Annotated in this window: 12 protein-coding genes; 3 read left to right on the top strand and 9 right to left on the bottom strand. The window is 64.4% G+C overall.

Features of this window, described 5'->3' with window-relative positions:
- Positions 1–73 precede the first annotated feature (73 nt).
- Entirely contained in the window at positions 74–655 is a 582-nt protein-coding gene (locus FJ941_RS01660) for an NAD(P)H-dependent oxidoreductase (protein WP_140502612.1), read from the top strand.
- The gene (locus FJ941_RS01665; RefSeq protein WP_140502613.1) at positions 655–1,242 is read left to right on the top strand and encodes an NAD(P)H-dependent oxidoreductase; all 588 of its coding nucleotides are present in this window, start codon (positions 655–657) and stop codon (positions 1,240–1,242) included. The genes FJ941_RS01660 and FJ941_RS01665 overlap by 1 nt, the downstream gene beginning before the upstream one ends.
- Positions 1,243–1,446: 204 nt before the next feature.
- Here the strand turns inward: FJ941_RS01665 and FJ941_RS01670 are convergent, their stop codons facing one another.
- From FJ941_RS01670 to FJ941_RS01690, 5 genes are all read right to left on the bottom strand, one after another.
- Entirely contained in the window at positions 1,447–3,897 is a 2,451-nt protein-coding gene (locus FJ941_RS01670; RefSeq protein ID WP_140502615.1) for an FAD-dependent oxidoreductase, read from the bottom strand.
- On the bottom strand, positions 3,894–5,075 hold the full coding sequence (locus FJ941_RS01675) for a pyridoxal phosphate-dependent aminotransferase (protein WP_140502616.1): 1,182 nt from the start codon (positions 5,073–5,075) through the stop codon (positions 3,894–3,896). The genes FJ941_RS01670 and FJ941_RS01675 overlap by 4 nt, the downstream gene beginning before the upstream one ends.
- Positions 5,068–5,973 (bottom strand): homocysteine S-methyltransferase family protein, encoded by a 906-nt coding sequence (locus FJ941_RS01680; protein WP_140502617.1) that lies wholly within the window; start codon positions 5,971–5,973, stop codon positions 5,068–5,070. Before FJ941_RS01680 ends, FJ941_RS01675 begins: the two co-directional genes overlap by 8 nt.
- Positions 5,970–8,423, bottom strand: a complete 2,454-nt coding sequence (locus FJ941_RS01685) for an FAD-dependent oxidoreductase (RefSeq protein WP_140502779.1) — start codon at positions 8,421–8,423, stop codon at positions 5,970–5,972. The genes FJ941_RS01680 and FJ941_RS01685 overlap by 4 nt, the downstream gene beginning before the upstream one ends.
- 95 nt (positions 8,424–8,518) lie before the next feature.
- On the bottom strand, positions 8,519–9,106 hold the full coding sequence (locus tag FJ941_RS01690; RefSeq protein WP_140502619.1) for an XRE family transcriptional regulator: 588 nt from the start codon (positions 9,104–9,106) through the stop codon (positions 8,519–8,521).
- A gap of 180 nt (positions 9,107–9,286) precedes the next feature.
- On the opposite strand from FJ941_RS01690, the gene FJ941_RS01695 reads away from it, so the two are divergent.
- The gene (locus tag FJ941_RS01695) at positions 9,287–9,991 is read left to right on the top strand and encodes a nitroreductase (protein WP_181169687.1); all 705 of its coding nucleotides are present in this window, start codon (positions 9,287–9,289) and stop codon (positions 9,989–9,991) included.
- Positions 9,992–10,012: 21 nt separating this feature from the next.
- On the opposite strand, the gene FJ941_RS01700 is transcribed toward FJ941_RS01695, so the two are convergent.
- The 4 genes from FJ941_RS01700 to FJ941_RS01715 form a co-directional block, all read right to left on the bottom strand.
- The gene (locus FJ941_RS01700) at positions 10,013–11,455 is read right to left on the bottom strand and encodes an MFS transporter (RefSeq protein ID WP_140502621.1); all 1,443 of its coding nucleotides are present in this window, start codon (positions 11,453–11,455) and stop codon (positions 10,013–10,015) included.
- Positions 11,456–11,617: 162 nt separating this feature from the next.
- Entirely contained in the window at positions 11,618–12,205 is a 588-nt protein-coding gene (locus FJ941_RS01705) for a sarcosine oxidase subunit gamma (RefSeq protein WP_140502622.1), read from the bottom strand.
- Positions 12,198–15,191: a sarcosine oxidase subunit alpha gene (locus FJ941_RS01710; protein ID WP_140502624.1), complete on the bottom strand. Its 2,994-nt coding sequence runs from the start codon at positions 15,189–15,191 to the stop codon at positions 12,198–12,200. Before FJ941_RS01710 ends, FJ941_RS01705 begins: the two co-directional genes overlap by 8 nt.
- Positions 15,188–15,484: a sarcosine oxidase subunit delta gene (locus FJ941_RS01715; RefSeq protein ID WP_027145874.1), complete on the bottom strand. Its 297-nt coding sequence runs from the start codon at positions 15,482–15,484 to the stop codon at positions 15,188–15,190. Before FJ941_RS01715 ends, FJ941_RS01710 begins: the two co-directional genes overlap by 4 nt.
- Between the last annotated feature and the right edge of the window lie 8 nt (positions 15,485–15,492).

The raw sequence follows: 15,492 nt of genomic DNA on the forward strand, positions 1-15,492 counted from the left end.
CTCCCCCCTGGAGGGGGAGATGCCCGGCAGGGCAGAGGGGGGCGCCTCGGGCTGACCTGCGGGATGTCCTCCCATGAACATCCTCGTCCTCTACGCCCATCCGGTCGAGACCAGCTTCAATGCCGGCCTGCACCGGATGATCGTCGAGCGGCTGACGGCGGCGGGCCATACAGTCGATGACTGCGACCTCTATGCCGAGGACTTCGACCCGCGGCTGACGCGGGCCGAGCGGCTCGGCTATCACGACCGGCGTGGACCAGGCGATGCGGTCACCGGCTACATTCAGAGGCTACAGGCAGCCGAGGCTCTGGTGCTGTCGTTTCCGGTATGGAATTACGGCTATCCGGCGATCCTGAAAGGGTTTTTCGACCGCGTCTTCCTGCCCGGCGTGTCGTTCAAGCTTGTCGATGGCAAAGTGCAGCCGACGCTACACAACATCCGCAAGCTGACGGCTGTCACTACCTATGGCGGCAGCCGATTCCGCGCCATGCTGATGGGTGACCCGCCGCGCAAGGTTGTGAAGCGCATGCTGCGCGCCACGATCAAGCCCGGCGCTCCGGTCTCCTATCTTGCCCACTATTCGATGAACCTGTCGACCGACGAGACGCGGAAGTCCTTCACGGCGAAGGTCGCGGCCAGCATGGATGCATTTTGATGCGTGCGCTTGTGGTCTATTGCCATCCGGTGCCGGAGAGTTTTTGCGCCGCGGTCCGCGATACCGCCGTGGATGTGCTGACGCGGCGAGGCTGGGACGTGCGGTTGCTCGACCTTTATGCGGAAAAGTTCGATCCGGTGATGAGCTGCGAGGAGCGGCGTTCCTACAACGATCAGGCGCCGCGGGATCCGGCGCTGAAACCGCATTTCGAACTGCTCAACTGGGCCGAGGCGATCCTGTTCGTCTATCCGACCTGGTGGTACGGGCTGCCGGCGATGTTGAAGGGCTGGCTCGACCGCGTGTGGGCGACCGACATCGCTTTCAAGCTGCCGGCCGGCAAGGGAGGGATCAAGTCGCTGATGACGCATGTGACCAAGGTCGGCGTCATCACCACCTGCGGTGCGCCGACCTGGTGGAGCGTCGTCGTCGGCCAACCCGGACGCAAGACCTTGCTGCGTGGCATGCGGGCGCTATGCGCCAGACGCTGCAAGACGTTCTTCCTGGCGCATTATTTGATGGACGCGTCGACGCCGGCGACGAGGGCGGCGTTTCTGGTGAAGGTGCGGGCGAAGCTGGAGCGATTTTAAGCGCGGGACTTGCCTTCTCTCCTTGTGGTTAGAAGGTGGCTTCGCGAAGCGAGGTCGGATGAGGGGTGTTCCAGAGAACACCGACGCCTCACTCCGCTGGAACACCCCTCAACCGTCTTGGCGCTACGCGGCGATCCACCGCCCTGGGCGAGTCACGGGCCTCGCCCGCCCTTCGGGGCCCACAAGGGGAGAAGGAAGAGGGCGCTACATCTTCGTTCGTTCCGCCTTCGGATCATACATAGGCTTCAGCGATGCCTCCGCAGCAAACCGCTCGCCGGCGATTTCGATTTCGTAGGTCGAGGCCAGCACATCTGCCTCGCTCTCGCCCTGGCAAGGCACATAGCCCAGCCCGATCGCCCCGCCGAGATGGTGACCATAATTGCCGGAGGTGATCGGACCGACGATCTTGCCGTCGCGCAGGATCGCCTCGTTATGGAAGAGCAGGGGCTGCGTATCCTTCAGGCGGAACTGGACCAGACGGCGGTCCAGTCCGGCTTCCTTCTTCTTCAGCACGGCATCTCGGCCGATGAAATCGCCCTTGGCCGTCTTCACCGCGAAGCCGAGGCCCGCCTCCAGCACGTTGTCTTCATCGGTGATGTCATGGCCGAAATGGCGGAAAGCTTTTTCGATGCGGCAGGAATCCAGCGTGTGCAACCCGCACAGCTTCAGCCCGACATCCGCGCCGGCATCGTCGATCGCCTCGAATACATGGGCGGCCTGGTCGCTCGAGACATAAAGCTCCCAGCCGAGTTCGCCGACATAGGTGACGCGATGCGCCCGGGCGAGGCCCATGCCGATTTCGATCTCCTGGAAGGTGCCGAACGGATTGTTCTCGTTGGAGAAGTCGTTGGGGCTGACCTTCTGGATCAGTTTTCGCGCATCCGGGCCCATCAGGCAAAGCACGCTTTCGGCGGCGGTAACATCGGTGATGACCACGAACTGCTCGCCGGCATGCCGGCGCAGCCAGGCGAGGTCGCGCTGCAGCGTGGCGCCCGGCACGACGAGGAAATAGGCAGTCTCCGAAAGCCGCGACACGGTGAGGTCGCTCTCGATCCCGCCGCGCTGGTTGAGCATCTGGGTATAGACGATCTTGCCCGGCGCCACGTCCATGTCGTTGGCGCAGAGCCTTTGCAGGAAGGCGCAGGCATCGCTGCCCTCGACGCGGATCTTGCCGAACGAGGTCATGTCGAACAGGCCGACCTTATTGCGGACGGCTAGATGTTCCTCGCGCTGGTTGTCGAACCAGTTCTGCCGCTTCCAGGAATAGCGATATTCGCGTTCCTGTCCTTCGCGCGCGAACCAGTTGGCGCGCTCCCAGCCGGCGACTTCGCCGAACACGGCGCCACGCGCCTTCAGATGCTCATGCAGGGGCGAGCGGCGCACACCACGCGATGTCGCCATCTGGCGGTAGGGGAAATGGTCGGCATAGAGCAGGCCGAGCGTTTCGGCAACGCGCTCCTTGAGATAGCGGCGGTTCTTCTGAAACGGCTGGGTGCGGCGGATGTCGACTTCCCAGAGATCGAACGGCGCTTCGCCATCGTTGATCCACTGCGCCAGCGCCATGCCGGCGCCGCCGGACGAGACGATGCCGATCGAATTGTAGCCGGTCGCCATCCAGTAGCCGCGCAGCTCCGGCGCCTCGCCGAGATAGTAGCGGTCGTCGGGAGTGAAGCTTTCAGGGCCGTTGAAGAAAGTGTGGATGCCGACGGTGGCCAGCATCGGCATGCGGTTGACGCCCATTTCGAGGATCGGCTCGAAATGGTCCATATCCTCGGGCAACTGATCGAAGCAGAAATCCTCGCGAATGCCCTCCATGCCCCATGGCTTTGCCACCGGTTCGAAGGCGCCGAGCATCATCTTGCCGGCGTCTTCCTTGTAGTAGGCGCACTCGTCCGGCACGCGCAGCACCGGCAGCCGGCCGAGGCCGGGGATCGGCTCGGTGACGAGATAAAAGTGCTCGCAGGCGTGCAGCGGGATGTTCACGCCGTTCCGGGCGCCGAGGTCGCGCGCCCACATGCCGGCGCAGTTGACGACGATGTCGGTTTCGATCGTGCCCTGGTCTTCGCCTTGCGCCCAGGACACGCCGGAGACGCGGCCATTTTTCGTATGGACCTTTGTGACCTTCACATTCTCGGCGATGGTGGCGCCGCGCTGACGCGCACCCTTGGCCAATGCCATGGCGATGTTGGCGGGGTCGCACTGGCCGTCGAGCGGCAGATGCACGGCGCCGACCACGTCGGAGACGTTGAGATGCGGGTACATCTCTTTGACTTCGTTGGGAGAAATCTCACGCACGTCGACATCGAAGGCGCGGGCGAGCGACGCCTGCCTGTAGATCTCGTGCTTGCGCTCTTCGGTCAGCGCCACGGTGATCGAGCCGACCTGGCGCATGCCGGTGCCGACCTCGGTCTCGGCTTCCAGCTTGACGTAGAGGTCGGCCGAATATTTCGCCAGCCGGGTCATGTTCTGCGAGCCGCGCAACTGTCCGATCAGCCCGGCGGCATGCCATGTCGTGCCCGAGGTCAGCTGCTTGCGCTCTAAAAGCACGATGTCGGTCCAGCCGAGCTTGGCCAGATGGTAGGCGACCGAACAGCCGGAGACGCCGCCGCCGATGATGACGGCTCGCGCTTTGGTGGGAAGGATCCTGGCGGTCATGCGGCCTCGCGGCGGTAGCTGGAAACGAAACGGCGCAGCCGCGTGGCTGCTTCCTGCAATACGGGCTCGGGCTGGCACAGGCTGATTCTGATATGGCCGGCTGCGGCTTCGCCGAAACTCGAGCCCGGCATGACGCCGACCTTCTCCTTGTCGAGGAAGGCGAAGGCGAATTTCTCGTCGTCGGGTTCGACAGCCGAAATGTCGAGCATGACATACATGCCGCCTTCGGAACCGCGCACGGTGACATCGTTCATGCCGCGCACCGCATCGAGCAGAACGGTGCGGCGTGCGGCGTAGCGTTCGGCGATGTCCTTGACGCCATAGTTCTGCTCCAGCGCCTCGGTGCAAGCGATCGAGATGAAGGCGGGCAAGCCGTAGGTCGTTACCAGGTTGAGGTTGATCAGCAATGTGATCATTTTCTCAGGACCGGTCAGCCAGCCCATGCGCCAGCCGGTCATGCCGTGGCTCTTGGACATGGAATTGATGACCAGCGTGCGCTCGGCCATGCCTGGCAGCGAACGCGGCGAGATGTGCTCGCCGCCGCCCAGCGTCCAGTAGACCTCGTCGGACAGCAGCCACAGGTCATGCTCGCGGCAAACCTCGGCCAATTGTTCCAGCCGCTCGCGCGAATAGACCGCACCGGTCGGGTTGTTCGGCGTGTTGATCAATATGGCGCGCGTGTTGGGCTTGAGTGCCGCGCGGATCATGTCCGCGCGGGGTTGGAAACCATCCTCGGCCGGTGTCTCGACAACGGTGAAACTGGCACCCGCCGCACTGAAGGTGTTGGGATAGGTGGCATAATAAGGGGCGACGACGATGGCGTGGTCGCCCGGGTCGAGAACAGCCTGCACGGCCGCGTAAAGTGCGGCCTGGCCGCCTGGCGTGGCGATGACCTCTTCCGGCATCGTCTCGACGCCGGTGCAGGCGCTGGAGGCCGCCGCCATCGCCTTGCGCAGGCGTGGCAGGCCAGGCAGCGGCGTGTAGTGATGGTTGCTGCCACGGACCGCTACCACACAAGCTTCGATCGTTTCCGAAGGCGTGTCGAAATCATGGTCGCCGGCCGACAGCATGATGATGTCCTCGCCGGCTTCCTTGCGGTTCCAGGCGGCGAAATGAACCTCCCAGCCGTCCTTGCCCGATGGCACGATGCCGGTAATGCGCGATGATGGTCTAGGCATGTGAGACTCCCGAGATCGCGTAGCCGTTCCGTTGCAGCCGGTCGCGCAAGGCGGCGATATGGGCAGGACCGACCTCGCAGCAACCGCCGACGATGTCCGCACCCGCTTCCACCCAGCCGACAGCCTGTTCGGCATAAGCGTCCGGACCGAGGTCGTGGCGGGCATGCAGTACATCCACCGTGCCGCCATGCTTGAGCGCTTCGGTGGAGGTGAAGCCATTGGCATAGGCGCCGACTGGGCCGCCCAGCTCGATCAGTTCCGGCAAGGCCGCCGCGATCGCTTCCGGGCGGCAGCAGTTGAGCAGCCGCGCCGCCACCGGCAGATCGCCAAGCGCCTCCGCCGCCGCCGCAATCGTCTCGCCACTGCGCAAGCGTGGCGTGCCGTGATCGGCCAGTGTCCATGACACCCAGACAGGCTTGCCGCTTTCCGATGCCGCGGTGACCGCGGCCCGCGCTTCCTCTGATGACGCCATGGTCTCGCACAGGAACAGGTCGACACCGTCCGCCTGCTCGGCGACGATCCGGCGGTAGATGTCGAGCGTGTCCTGGTAGGAGATGGTCAGCGCCGGCGCGTAGCTGCCGAAAAGCGGCGACAGGCAGCCGGCGATGGCCGCATCGCCCGCCTCGTCGCGCGCTTGCCTGGCCAGCTCGATGCCACGCTTCTGCAATGGCTTGAACAAGTCTTCCGCGCCTTCGCGCACCAAGCGTTCGGGCGTCGCCGAATAGGTGTTTATGGTGATGACACGGGCACCGGCGCGGATGAATTCGGCATGCAGGCCGCGCACGAGGTCCGGTTCGTCCATCAGCACCCTGGCCGACCACAGCGGCGTCGGCTCGGACTTGCTGCGCCGCACCAGCTCCTGACCCATGCCGCCATCGGTGAGGATAACGCTCTTCATGCCCGCAGCCTTTCGTTCCTGGGATCCCACAAGGGCTCGTCCTGCTGCACGACCGCCTTGAAGCGATCGCCGAAGATGTCGACCTCGACGGCGGTACCGGGTTCGGTCAGGTCGGCGCGCAGCATGCCGAGCGCGATCGACTTGTCGACGCGATGGCCCCAGCCCCCCGATGTCGTCTCGCCGACGATCTGGCCGTCATGCCAGAGCGTCGACATGTAAGGCGCGTCGCAATCGCCGGGACTTTCGACCACGAGCGTGACGAAGCGTTTCTTCACGCCTTGCTGTTTCTCGTTCTGGAGCGCCGACTTGCCACGGAAGTCGGGCTTTTCCCATTTGACGAAACGCTCCAGCCCGCCCTGCAGGATAGAGTAGTCCGTCGACAGGTCGCCCTTCCAGGTGCGGTAGCCCTTTTCCAGACGCAGCGAATCCAGCGCGTACATGCCGAACGGCTTCAACCCATGATTCTGCCCGGCGGCGCAGATCGCATCGAAGATCGCGGCGGTGTCGTCGACCCTGGTGTGGATCTCCCAGCCGAGCTCGCCGGCGAAGGAGACACGGACCAGCTTGGCCCAGCGGCCGGCAATCCTGGTCTCCTGATGGGTCAGCCATGGCAGGGTCAGGTCGGCATCACAGACATCGGCAAGGATTTTTCGCGAATTGGGACCGGCCAGGATCTGCGTGGAGAATTCCTCCGTCCGGTCGATCAGCTTGAGCGCCGCATCACCGGACATGTGCGATTTCAGCCATTCGAAGTCATGCCACTGCGCCACCGCCGCGGTGATCAGCGTCATGGATTCCTCGCCATGGCGTACCACCGACATTTCGGTGACGATGCGGCCCTTGTCGTCGGAGAAATAGACGAGGCCGATGCGGCCAGGCTTCGGCACCAGGCCGGTCACTTGCCGGCTCAACCAGTCGGCGGCACCTGGGCCCTCGAGGTTGAAGCGCGAGAAGCCGGGCAGGTCGAGGATGCCCGCGGCGTCACGCACGGCCAGGCACTCTTCACGGACGCGATGCTGCCAGGGTCCGTCGCGGCGGAAGGTCAACGTGGCTTCCTCGGAGACGTCGTCGCCGTCCCGCGCGTACCAGATAGCGCGCTCCCAGCCATTATAGGCATCGAAGCGGGCGCCGAACGCCTTGATGCGATCGTGGATCGGCGACAGTTTTCTGTCACGTCCTTCCGGCCAGGCGTGACGCGGGAACTGGATGGCATATTCATTGCCATAGATTTCCATGCCCTTGGCCACGCAATAGTCCGGCGCGGAAGCAAAGGAAGTAAAGCGGCGCGGATCGCACGACCACATGTCCCATTCGGTCCGGCCTTGCGTCACCCATTCGGCCAGCACCTTGCCGGCGCCACCGCCCTGGGCGATGCCGAAAGTGAAGACGCAAGCCTCGAAGGCGTTGGGAACGCCCGGCATCGGACCGATCAGTGGATTGCCGTCCGGCGCATAAGGGATCGGGCCGTTGATGACCTTGGAGAGGCCCGCGGTGCCCAGGATCGGAACGCGGGCGACCGCGTCGGCCAGGTAATGCTCCAGCCGGTCGAGATCGTCGGGGAAGAGCTGGAAGGAAAAGTCCTCCGGCATGGGGTCGCTGTGGGTGGCCCAATGCGCGCGGCAATTGCGCTCATAGGGGCCAAGATTCATGCCGGCCTTTTCCTGGCGCAAATAGTATGAGGTGTCGACGTCGCGCAGCAGCGGCAGCTTCTTGCCCTGTTCCTTCGACCAGGCGGCGAGTTCGGGGATTTCCTCGAACAATATGTACTGGTGGCTCATCACCATCATCGGCACGTCGCGGCCGAACATCCTGCCGACTTCGGCGGCACGGTAGCCGGCTGCATTGACGATGATCTCGCAGCGGATCTCGCCTTGCGCTGTTACGACCACCCATTCGTCCTTCTCGCGTCGCACGCCGGTGACGGGGCAGAAGCGGATGATCCTGGCGCCCATGTCGCGCGCGCCTTTAGCCAGCGCCTGCGTCAACTGTGCCGGGTCGATGTCGCCGTCGCTCGGATCGTAGAGCGCGCCCTTCAACTCGTGCGTTTCGAGGAAGGGGTAGCGGCGCTTGATCTCGTCGAGCCCGACCACGTCTATGTCCATGCCCTGGTGGCGGCCCATGCCCTTGGCGCGCTGGAATTCCTGCATGCGCTCGTTGGAGTGGGCGAGCCTCAGCGAGCCGGTGACATGGTAGTTCATGGGATAGTCGACTGCGTCGGCGAGCCCACGATAGAGCTCGGTCGAATAGCGCTGCATGTTCATCAGCGACCAGGAGGAGGAGAAGGTCGGCACATTGCCGGCAGCATGCCAGGTCGAGCCCGAGGTCAGCTCGTTCTTTTCCAGGAGCACGCAGTCGGTCCAGCCGGCCTTGGCCAGATGATAGAGCGAGGAGGTGCCGACAACGCCACCTCCGATGATCACCACGCGCGCCGAGCTCGGCAAACCCGCCATGTTCTTCTCCCAATCTTCAAGCGCGCCGCGCTTTATTTTTGTTTGATGCATGTCGTTATCCCAAAACCGCTCCACGGGTTTGGGGCGACATGCACTCAATAGACTGGTGGCGAAACCACCCAGATGACGACCGCCGGCTCGCTACCCGGATTGCGCCAGCGGTAAGGCTTGCCTTCGAAGCGGAAGGAGTCGCCTTCGCCAAGCCGGTGCCAGACCCCGGCTATTTCGATGTCGAACTGCCCGGACGAGATGTATCCGGCCTCCTCGGTCGGCCGGCGTGCCTCGCTCTTCAACTCCGCGCCCGGCGCGAAGACCGACCGCACCATCTCGAAGCTACCACCGAGGTCCGGTGACAGAAGCTCCTCCACCAGGCCGGATTCGCTGGTGCCAAGCGTGCGACGCTTGCCGGCGCGCACCACCACGCCGCGCTCGCTTTCCACGGGCACGTCATGGCTGAAGAACAGGCTGATCGGCACGCCGAACAACTCGGCGAAGGCCCTGAGGTCACTGAGCGATGGCGTCGACAGGCCGCGCTCGACCTGGCTGACCCAGCCGACCGACCGGCCGAGTTTCAGCGCGATCTCGGCCAGCGTCAGCCCGCGCACCCGGCGCAAGGCCCTGATATCGCCGGCCAGGACTCGTTCGTCAGCTCCCTGTAATGTTCGTGCGGTAGGGGAGGCCAAATCGCTCACTTCATGAAAAATTGCAGTCGAATTTCATGAGAAATGAAGCTCATGAAAAAATCAAGTAGATTTTCACCAATGCTCAAGATTTGCTTGCAGGATTTTGACGGTTCATGCAAAGGCTCCGCCGCGAGCGGCGAGTGGGGACGTCCGATCGACATAATGGCTAAGGGACGGCCCATGCTGGAAAAGAAGGCTCGAATCGCGGTTGATGCCGAGATCGTCGACGATGCGATCATGTCGCGCCGTTCGGTGCGCGCATTTCTGCCCGACATGGTCGACGACGAGACGATCCGAGACATACTGACTGTTGCTGCGCGGGCTCCCTCCGGCACCAACATGCAGCCGTGGCGGGTCTATGTCACCAAGGGCGGGACCAAGCAACGGATCACGGATGCCATCATGAATTCCGGCATCCGCGCGGAAAAAGCCGACTGGGACGAATACCGCTATTATCCCACCCAGTTCTTCGAGCCTTATCTCACCCGCCGCCGTGCCAACGGGTTCGGCCTCTACGGCGCGCTCGGCATCGGCCGCCGGGAAGTCGACAAGATGCGCGCCCAGCACGACCGCAACTTCGTCTTCTTCGACGCGCCGGTCGGCATGATCTTCACCATCGACCGCCGGCTCAACCAGGGTTCGTGGATCGATTACGGCATGTTCCTGCAGAACATCATGGTCGCGGCGCGCGGCAGGGGGCTGCATAGCTGTCCGCAAGCGGCCTTCGCGCCCTATCACCGGCAGATCCGGCCGGTGCTCGACATTCCCGACGAGGAGATCGTCGTCTGCGGCATGGCGCTCGGCTATGAAGACACGTCCAAGCCCGAGAACGCCTTCCGCACCGACCGTGAGCCGCTCAAGGAATGGGTGACGTTCAGCGAATAGGTTTCGTCCGGCGCAGCTCCGCTATTCCGTATTCATGTGCGCGCCGTGGCCGCTGACATGGGCGCCGTCCTGCGGCGTCAGCTTGAGATAGGCGAGCAGCGCGCAGAGCGTGATGATGCCCTCGATCACGAACAGGATCCGGAAATCGCTGGCGGCGGCCGGCCCGCCGCCGGCGAGAAACGACAGCATCGCAGCCGCCAGGCCGACGCTGATCGCGACCGCCAGCTGCCAGAGAATATAGTAGAGCGCGCTGAAGCGGGCGAGTTGTTCGGGCGCGATGTCGGAATAGGCGAGGTTGCCGGTCGAAGCCCATTGCACCGAGCGAAAGACGCCAAAGACGAAGATGTAGGTGAGCGTGATCCAGACCGGAGTCGTTGCTTGCATCAAGGCGAAGCCCGCGACCATGGCGGCAACAACGGGTGTGTTGAAGACCAGCACGCGGCGAAAACCGAAACGGTTGAGGACGCGTGGCATGAAGACACGCATACCCACCGAACCGACCGCCGCCACGAAGGTCAGCGATCCCGCCTGCACCGCGCTCATGCCGAAGCCGAGCTGGAACATCAGCGGCAGCAGGAAGACGACGGAGCTGAGACCGATCGTGTCGAGCCCGCCGCCAGTAAGGAAGGAGATGCGGAAGGTGCGGATGCGCAGGAGCTTGAGATCGAGCAGGGGATTGCGCACACGCAGGCAGTAGAAGGAGGCGGCCGTCAGGATGATGAGCGCCAGCGCAAGCTCGGCGGCGATCATGCTGCCGGCAGCGTCTTTCGCCGCGAGCGAGTCCATGCCGAAGACCAGCAGGACCATGCCGCCGCCGACCAGCACAAAGCCTGAAAAATCGAACCGCGTGCGCACCGGCTTGGTCATTGTCGGAAACAACGAGGCGGCAAGAATAGCCGCCGCGAGCGCGAACGGCACGTTGATGAAGAAGATCCAGCGCCAGGAGATGTAGGTGGTCAATGCGCCGCCGACGAGCGGACCGACCAGCGGCCCGGACTGCCCGGCCAGTGAGATATACATGTTGATCTTCAAGGTCCGGCTGCGCGGGAAGGTCGACAGGATCACTACCTGGCCAAGCGTGCCCATCAGAGCGCCACCGAAGCCCTGCAGCGCGCGGGCGCCGACCAGCATCCAGATGTCGTTCGATAGCCCGCACAGGGCCGATGAAGCGGCAAACACCAGCAGGGCAAAGCAATAGACATTGCGCAGGCCGAAACGGTCGGCGGCCCAGCCGCCGAGCGGCATCGAGATGATCAGGCTGGCGACGTAGACGGTGATCAGCAGGCCGAGCTGGCTTGGCGGACGGCCAAGGCTTTCGCTGATGCCCGGCAGCGCCGTCACCACGACATTCTGGTCGAGGCTGGTCATGAACACGCCGCAGGCAACGGTCAGCGGCAGCAGGAGCAAGGCTCTGGCCGACACATCGGCGCGATCGGTGGCGCCGGCGGATAGTTCAGCGGTCATGGGGATGTTCGAACCAAATATGCCGACTCTGAGATGGGATTTTCATCCCCTTGGACCGGTTGAACGGGCCACGTTTCCATCATGGGCGCCCGCGGCGGGATTCTCTAGCGGCAGAACCAGCCGGCATTGAGGCCAGAGGCAGCCGCTCCAAGGCCACACCGCTTACTGTGCCTCGTAGCCGACCTCCTCGCTGGCGTGGCAGAGCGCCTTCCAGAACGAGCGGGCGAAGGAGCGGAAGACATAGATGTCGAACTGGTCGGTGCCGGTGCGCTGGATCTGGGCGAAGACGTCGTGATGCGTTGTCGAGCGGCCGGCGCCGACCGGAAAGGCGGGCAGGGCGAAGTCGATGGCGAAGAATTTCGACAGCACCCATTCGGCTTTCGGCCCGGCGATGCGGATGGCGGTGCGGCCATGCGACAGGTCCGTCACCGTGCCGATGGCCGGCGTCACCGACTTGGCGAAGGCCGCGGCCAGTCCTTCGGCCTCATCGGTTACCGTGAATTTTCCCGGTGCGAAGCCGAACACCGATTTCACGCCGTCGCTCAAGCCGCCGCCAGCGCCGTCGGGCAGCGCAAGCCCGGTGACGCCGCGGATGGCCGCGATCAGTTTCTTCTCTTCGCCCGGCCATGCTGCGAGTTGCACGATCGAGCCCGGCCGGGTTTCGGTGAGCAGTATCTCGACGCCATGTTCGAAATTTCCATGCGAGCCGACATGGAACTCCGGCTCGAGGGGCGATTGACGCTCAGCCATGCATGCGGGTCCCTTCCGGATCGTAGAAGTGGTTGGAGACGATCTCCACGGGGCCGAAGCGGTTGCGCAAGGGATCGGAGACATGGGCGCGCGTGCCGTGCCTGGCCTTGCCGCCCTTGACCAGCGCCAGCGCGATATGCTTGCCGAGCGCCGGCGAATAGCAGCAGGCGGTGATGTGCCCGACCGAGCCGTGCGGATTGGCTTCGTCGACCTCCTCGACAATGTGCGCGCCGCCATTGAGCGGCCGGTTGTCGAGCGCGACCAGGCCGACCAGTTCCAGCCGCTCGGACGCAACGAGACCTTCGCGGTCCATCATCGCCGAGCCGATGAAGGGCTTCTTCTTCGACAGCATCCAGTCGAGATGCAGGTCGCGCGCCGTGGTGCGGCCGTCGATCTCGGCGCCGGTGACATGGCCCTTCTCGATGCGCATCGTGCCCAGCGCCTCCAGCCCGTAGGTGACCAGCCCGAACGGCTTGCCGGCTTCGATCAACGCTTCCCAGACATGGGTGCCGTGGCCGGCGCCGCAATAGACCTCGAACGCCATTTCACCGGAGAAGGACAGCCGGCAAATCATCACCGGCACAGCTGAAATCTCGCCGTGCACGATGCCCATGAAGGGCAGCGTCGCATTGTCGACAGCCGTGCCGGTGACACAGGCGGCCAGAATCTGCCTCGCTTTCGGCCCGCCGATCGCGGCTCCTGCCCATTCGTCGGTCACGGAGGTGACGTGGACCTTGAGTTCCGGCCAGATCACGTCGAGGAAATATTCCAAATGCTGCATCACCTTGCCGGCATTGGCCGTGGTGGTGGTCATCAGGAAATCCTGTTCGCCGAGCCGCCAGGTGGTGCCGTCGTCGAAAGCGAAACCATCCTCTCGCAGCATCAAACCGTAGCGCGCCTTGCCAACGGCGAGGGTCGAGAACATGTTGGTGTAGACACGGTCGAGGAACGTGGCGGCGTCGGGGCCCTGCACGGCGATCTTGCCCAGCGTCGAGACATCGACGATGCCCGCACTTTCGCGCGTCGCCTTGGCTTCGCGCACGTAGGCCTGTTCGATGGTTTCGCCTGAAAGCCCGTAGATCATCGGCCGGTACCAGAGGCCGGCGGAGTACATGGTCGCACCATTGGCGACATGCCAGTCATGCATCGGCGTCAGCCGTTCGGGCTTGAGGTCGCCGAAGCGCTCGGCTGCCAGCGAGCCGATCGACACCGGTGCGAAGGGTGGCCGGAAGCGCGTCGTGCCGACTTCCGGGATTGGCTTGCCGAGCGCTTCCGCCATGATGGCAAGACCGGGGACGTTGGAGCTCTTGCCCTGGTCGGTGGCCATGCCGAGCGTAGTGTAGCGCTTCAGGTGCTCGACAGAGACGAAGCCTTCGCGATGCGCCAGGCGGACATCCTCCGCCGTGACGTCGTGCTGGAAGTCGACAAAGCTCTTGCCGCTGCCCTTGATTTCGAACACGGGCGCGGGATCTGGATCTCCAGGGGTTGCCTCGACAGCGGGCAATGCTACAGGCGCGGCGGTTCCGCCAGCCGCGGCAGTGCCTGCGGCGCGCCCTTCGGCGATCGCCTCGACCGTCGAAAAGCTGCCGGTGAAGGCGCCCGCGCCGATCCAATTTTGCGTCGGCTTGGGCGGCAGGAAGGCCTGCCGGGCGGCGTTCCATTCCGCCTTGGCGCCGGCCTGGCTGGCCAGATGGATGGTCGGCGACCAGCCGCCCGACATCAGCAGGCAATCGGCATGGACGCTGCGCGCATCGCCGCTCAGCGCACCGGCGACCATGTCGAAACGCTGGACCTTGAGGCCGGACAACGACTTGCCGCCTTCCGTGGCGACCACCGCATGACCGGAAAGCAATTCCGCCTCGGCTTCGCCGGCCAGGGCGCTCATCTCGGCGGACGGTTGCGGGCGCACGTCGACGATGGCAACGATCGCCGCACCTGCCTGCTTCAGCGCCAGCGCCGACCGGTAGGCGCTGTCATTGTTGGTGAACACCACGACGCGCTGCCCCGGCAGCACGCCCAATTCGTTGGCGTAGCGCTCCGCCGCATGCGCCAGCATCACGCCGGGCCGGTCATTGCCGGGAAACACCAGCGGCCTTTCGAAGGCGCCGGTAGCCAGCACGACGGATCCCGCGCGGATCGCCCAGTAGCGATGGCGCGGCTCACCCTTGGCGGGCTGTGCTTTGTGGTCGCTGACCCGCTCGAGCGCGGCAAGCGTGTTGTTGTCGTAGTAGCCCCAGACCGTGGTGCGCGGCAGAAGCCGGACGTTGTCGCGCGCCTCGAGCTGAGCGACGGTGCGGTGCACCCAATCAGCCGCGGGTGCGCCATCGATGGTTTCGCCGGACCAGTTGGCCGAACCGCCGAAACGCGGCTCGAGATCGGTCAACATGACGCGGGCGCCTTGGTCCGCGGCGGCCTTGGCGGCCATCAGGCCGGCTGGGCCGGAGCCGACCACAAGCACGTCGCAAAAGGCGTTCATGCGCTCGTAGCGGGCCGGGTCCTTTGCCGATCCGGCGCTGCCGAGGCCGGCGGCGCGGCGGATGAAATGCTCGCAGAACATCCAGAAGCGCGTGCCTTTCAGCGGGCCGATAACCGGCCCCATGAAGGTCTTGTAGTAGAAGCCGGCCGACAGCAGCTTGCCACCGAGCTGGTTGACGGCATGGATGTCCCAGGTGAGCGAGGGGAAACGGTTCTGGCTGACGGCAATCAGCCCGTCATGGATCTCGACCATGGTCGCCGGGATGTTGGGTTCCCGCACCTCGCCCTTCAGCACCGTTACCAGCGCGTTGGGCTCCTCGACGCCTGCGCTCAGCAGGCCGCGCGGGCGATGGTATTTGAAAGAACGCCCGAAAAGGGTGACGCCATTGGCCAGCAGCGCGGACGCCAGCGTGTCGCCGCCATGCCCGGTATAGGCAACGCCGTCGAACTTGAAGCGGATCGTCTTCAACCGGTCTATGCGGCCGCCGGTGACGGTGCGGCGCGGGCTCATGGCTTGTCCTCCGCCTTGCGGCGCGCGGCCGAGCTGTGATCGCCGCGCACGAAGGCGACACTGGAAATCTCATGCGTCAGCGTGTTGCGCACGACCCTCAGGTGAGCCCGGCAGCCGCCGGAATGCTGCCAGATCTCGTTGTGGTCGCCGGCCGGGTTCAGCCGGTCGTAGACGTAGGCGTTCCAGGCCTCGAAATTCTGCGAGGCAGGGTCGGGACGTTCGCGGTTGCCGTCACCCTGATAAGTGAACTCGATGACGTCGCGCGGGCCGCAATAGGGGCAAGTGATCAGCACTGAATGTT

It is taken from the genome of Mesorhizobium sp. B2-3-13 (assembly GCF_006442195.1).
GTDB classification, from domain to species: Bacteria; Pseudomonadota; Alphaproteobacteria; order Rhizobiales; family Rhizobiaceae; genus Mesorhizobium; species Mesorhizobium salmacidum.

Coding starts and splice junctions, on each gene's coding strand:
- FJ941_RS01680 (WP_140502617.1), bottom strand. CDS start 5,973: ATGAAGAGCGTTATCCTCACCGATGGCGGCATGGGTCAGGAGCTGGTG.
- FJ941_RS01705 (WP_140502622.1), bottom strand. CDS start 12,205: ATGGCTGAGCGTCAATCGCCCCTCGAGCCGGAGTTCCATGTCGGCTCG.
- FJ941_RS01675 (WP_140502616.1), bottom strand. CDS start 5,075: ATGCCTAGACCATCATCGCGCATTACCGGCATCGTGCCATCGGGCAAG.
- FJ941_RS01660 (WP_140502612.1), top strand. CDS start 74: ATGAACATCCTCGTCCTCTACGCCCATCCGGTCGAGACCAGCTTCAAT.
- FJ941_RS01710 (WP_140502624.1), bottom strand. CDS start 15,191: ATGAGCCCGCGCCGCACCGTCACCGGCGGCCGCATAGACCGGTTGAAG.
- FJ941_RS01670 (WP_140502615.1), bottom strand. CDS start 3,897: ATGACCGCCAGGATCCTTCCCACCAAAGCGCGAGCCGTCATCATCGGC.
- FJ941_RS01695 (WP_181169687.1), top strand. CDS start 9,287: ATGCTGGAAAAGAAGGCTCGAATCGCGGTTGATGCCGAGATCGTCGAC.
- FJ941_RS01700 (WP_140502621.1), bottom strand. CDS start 11,455: ATGACCGCTGAACTATCCGCCGGCGCCACCGATCGCGCCGATGTGTCG.
- FJ941_RS01665 (WP_140502613.1), top strand. CDS start 655: ATGCGTGCGCTTGTGGTCTATTGCCATCCGGTGCCGGAGAGTTTTTGC.
- FJ941_RS01685 (WP_140502779.1), bottom strand. CDS start 8,423: ATGGCGGGTTTGCCGAGCTCGGCGCGCGTGGTGATCATCGGAGGTGGC.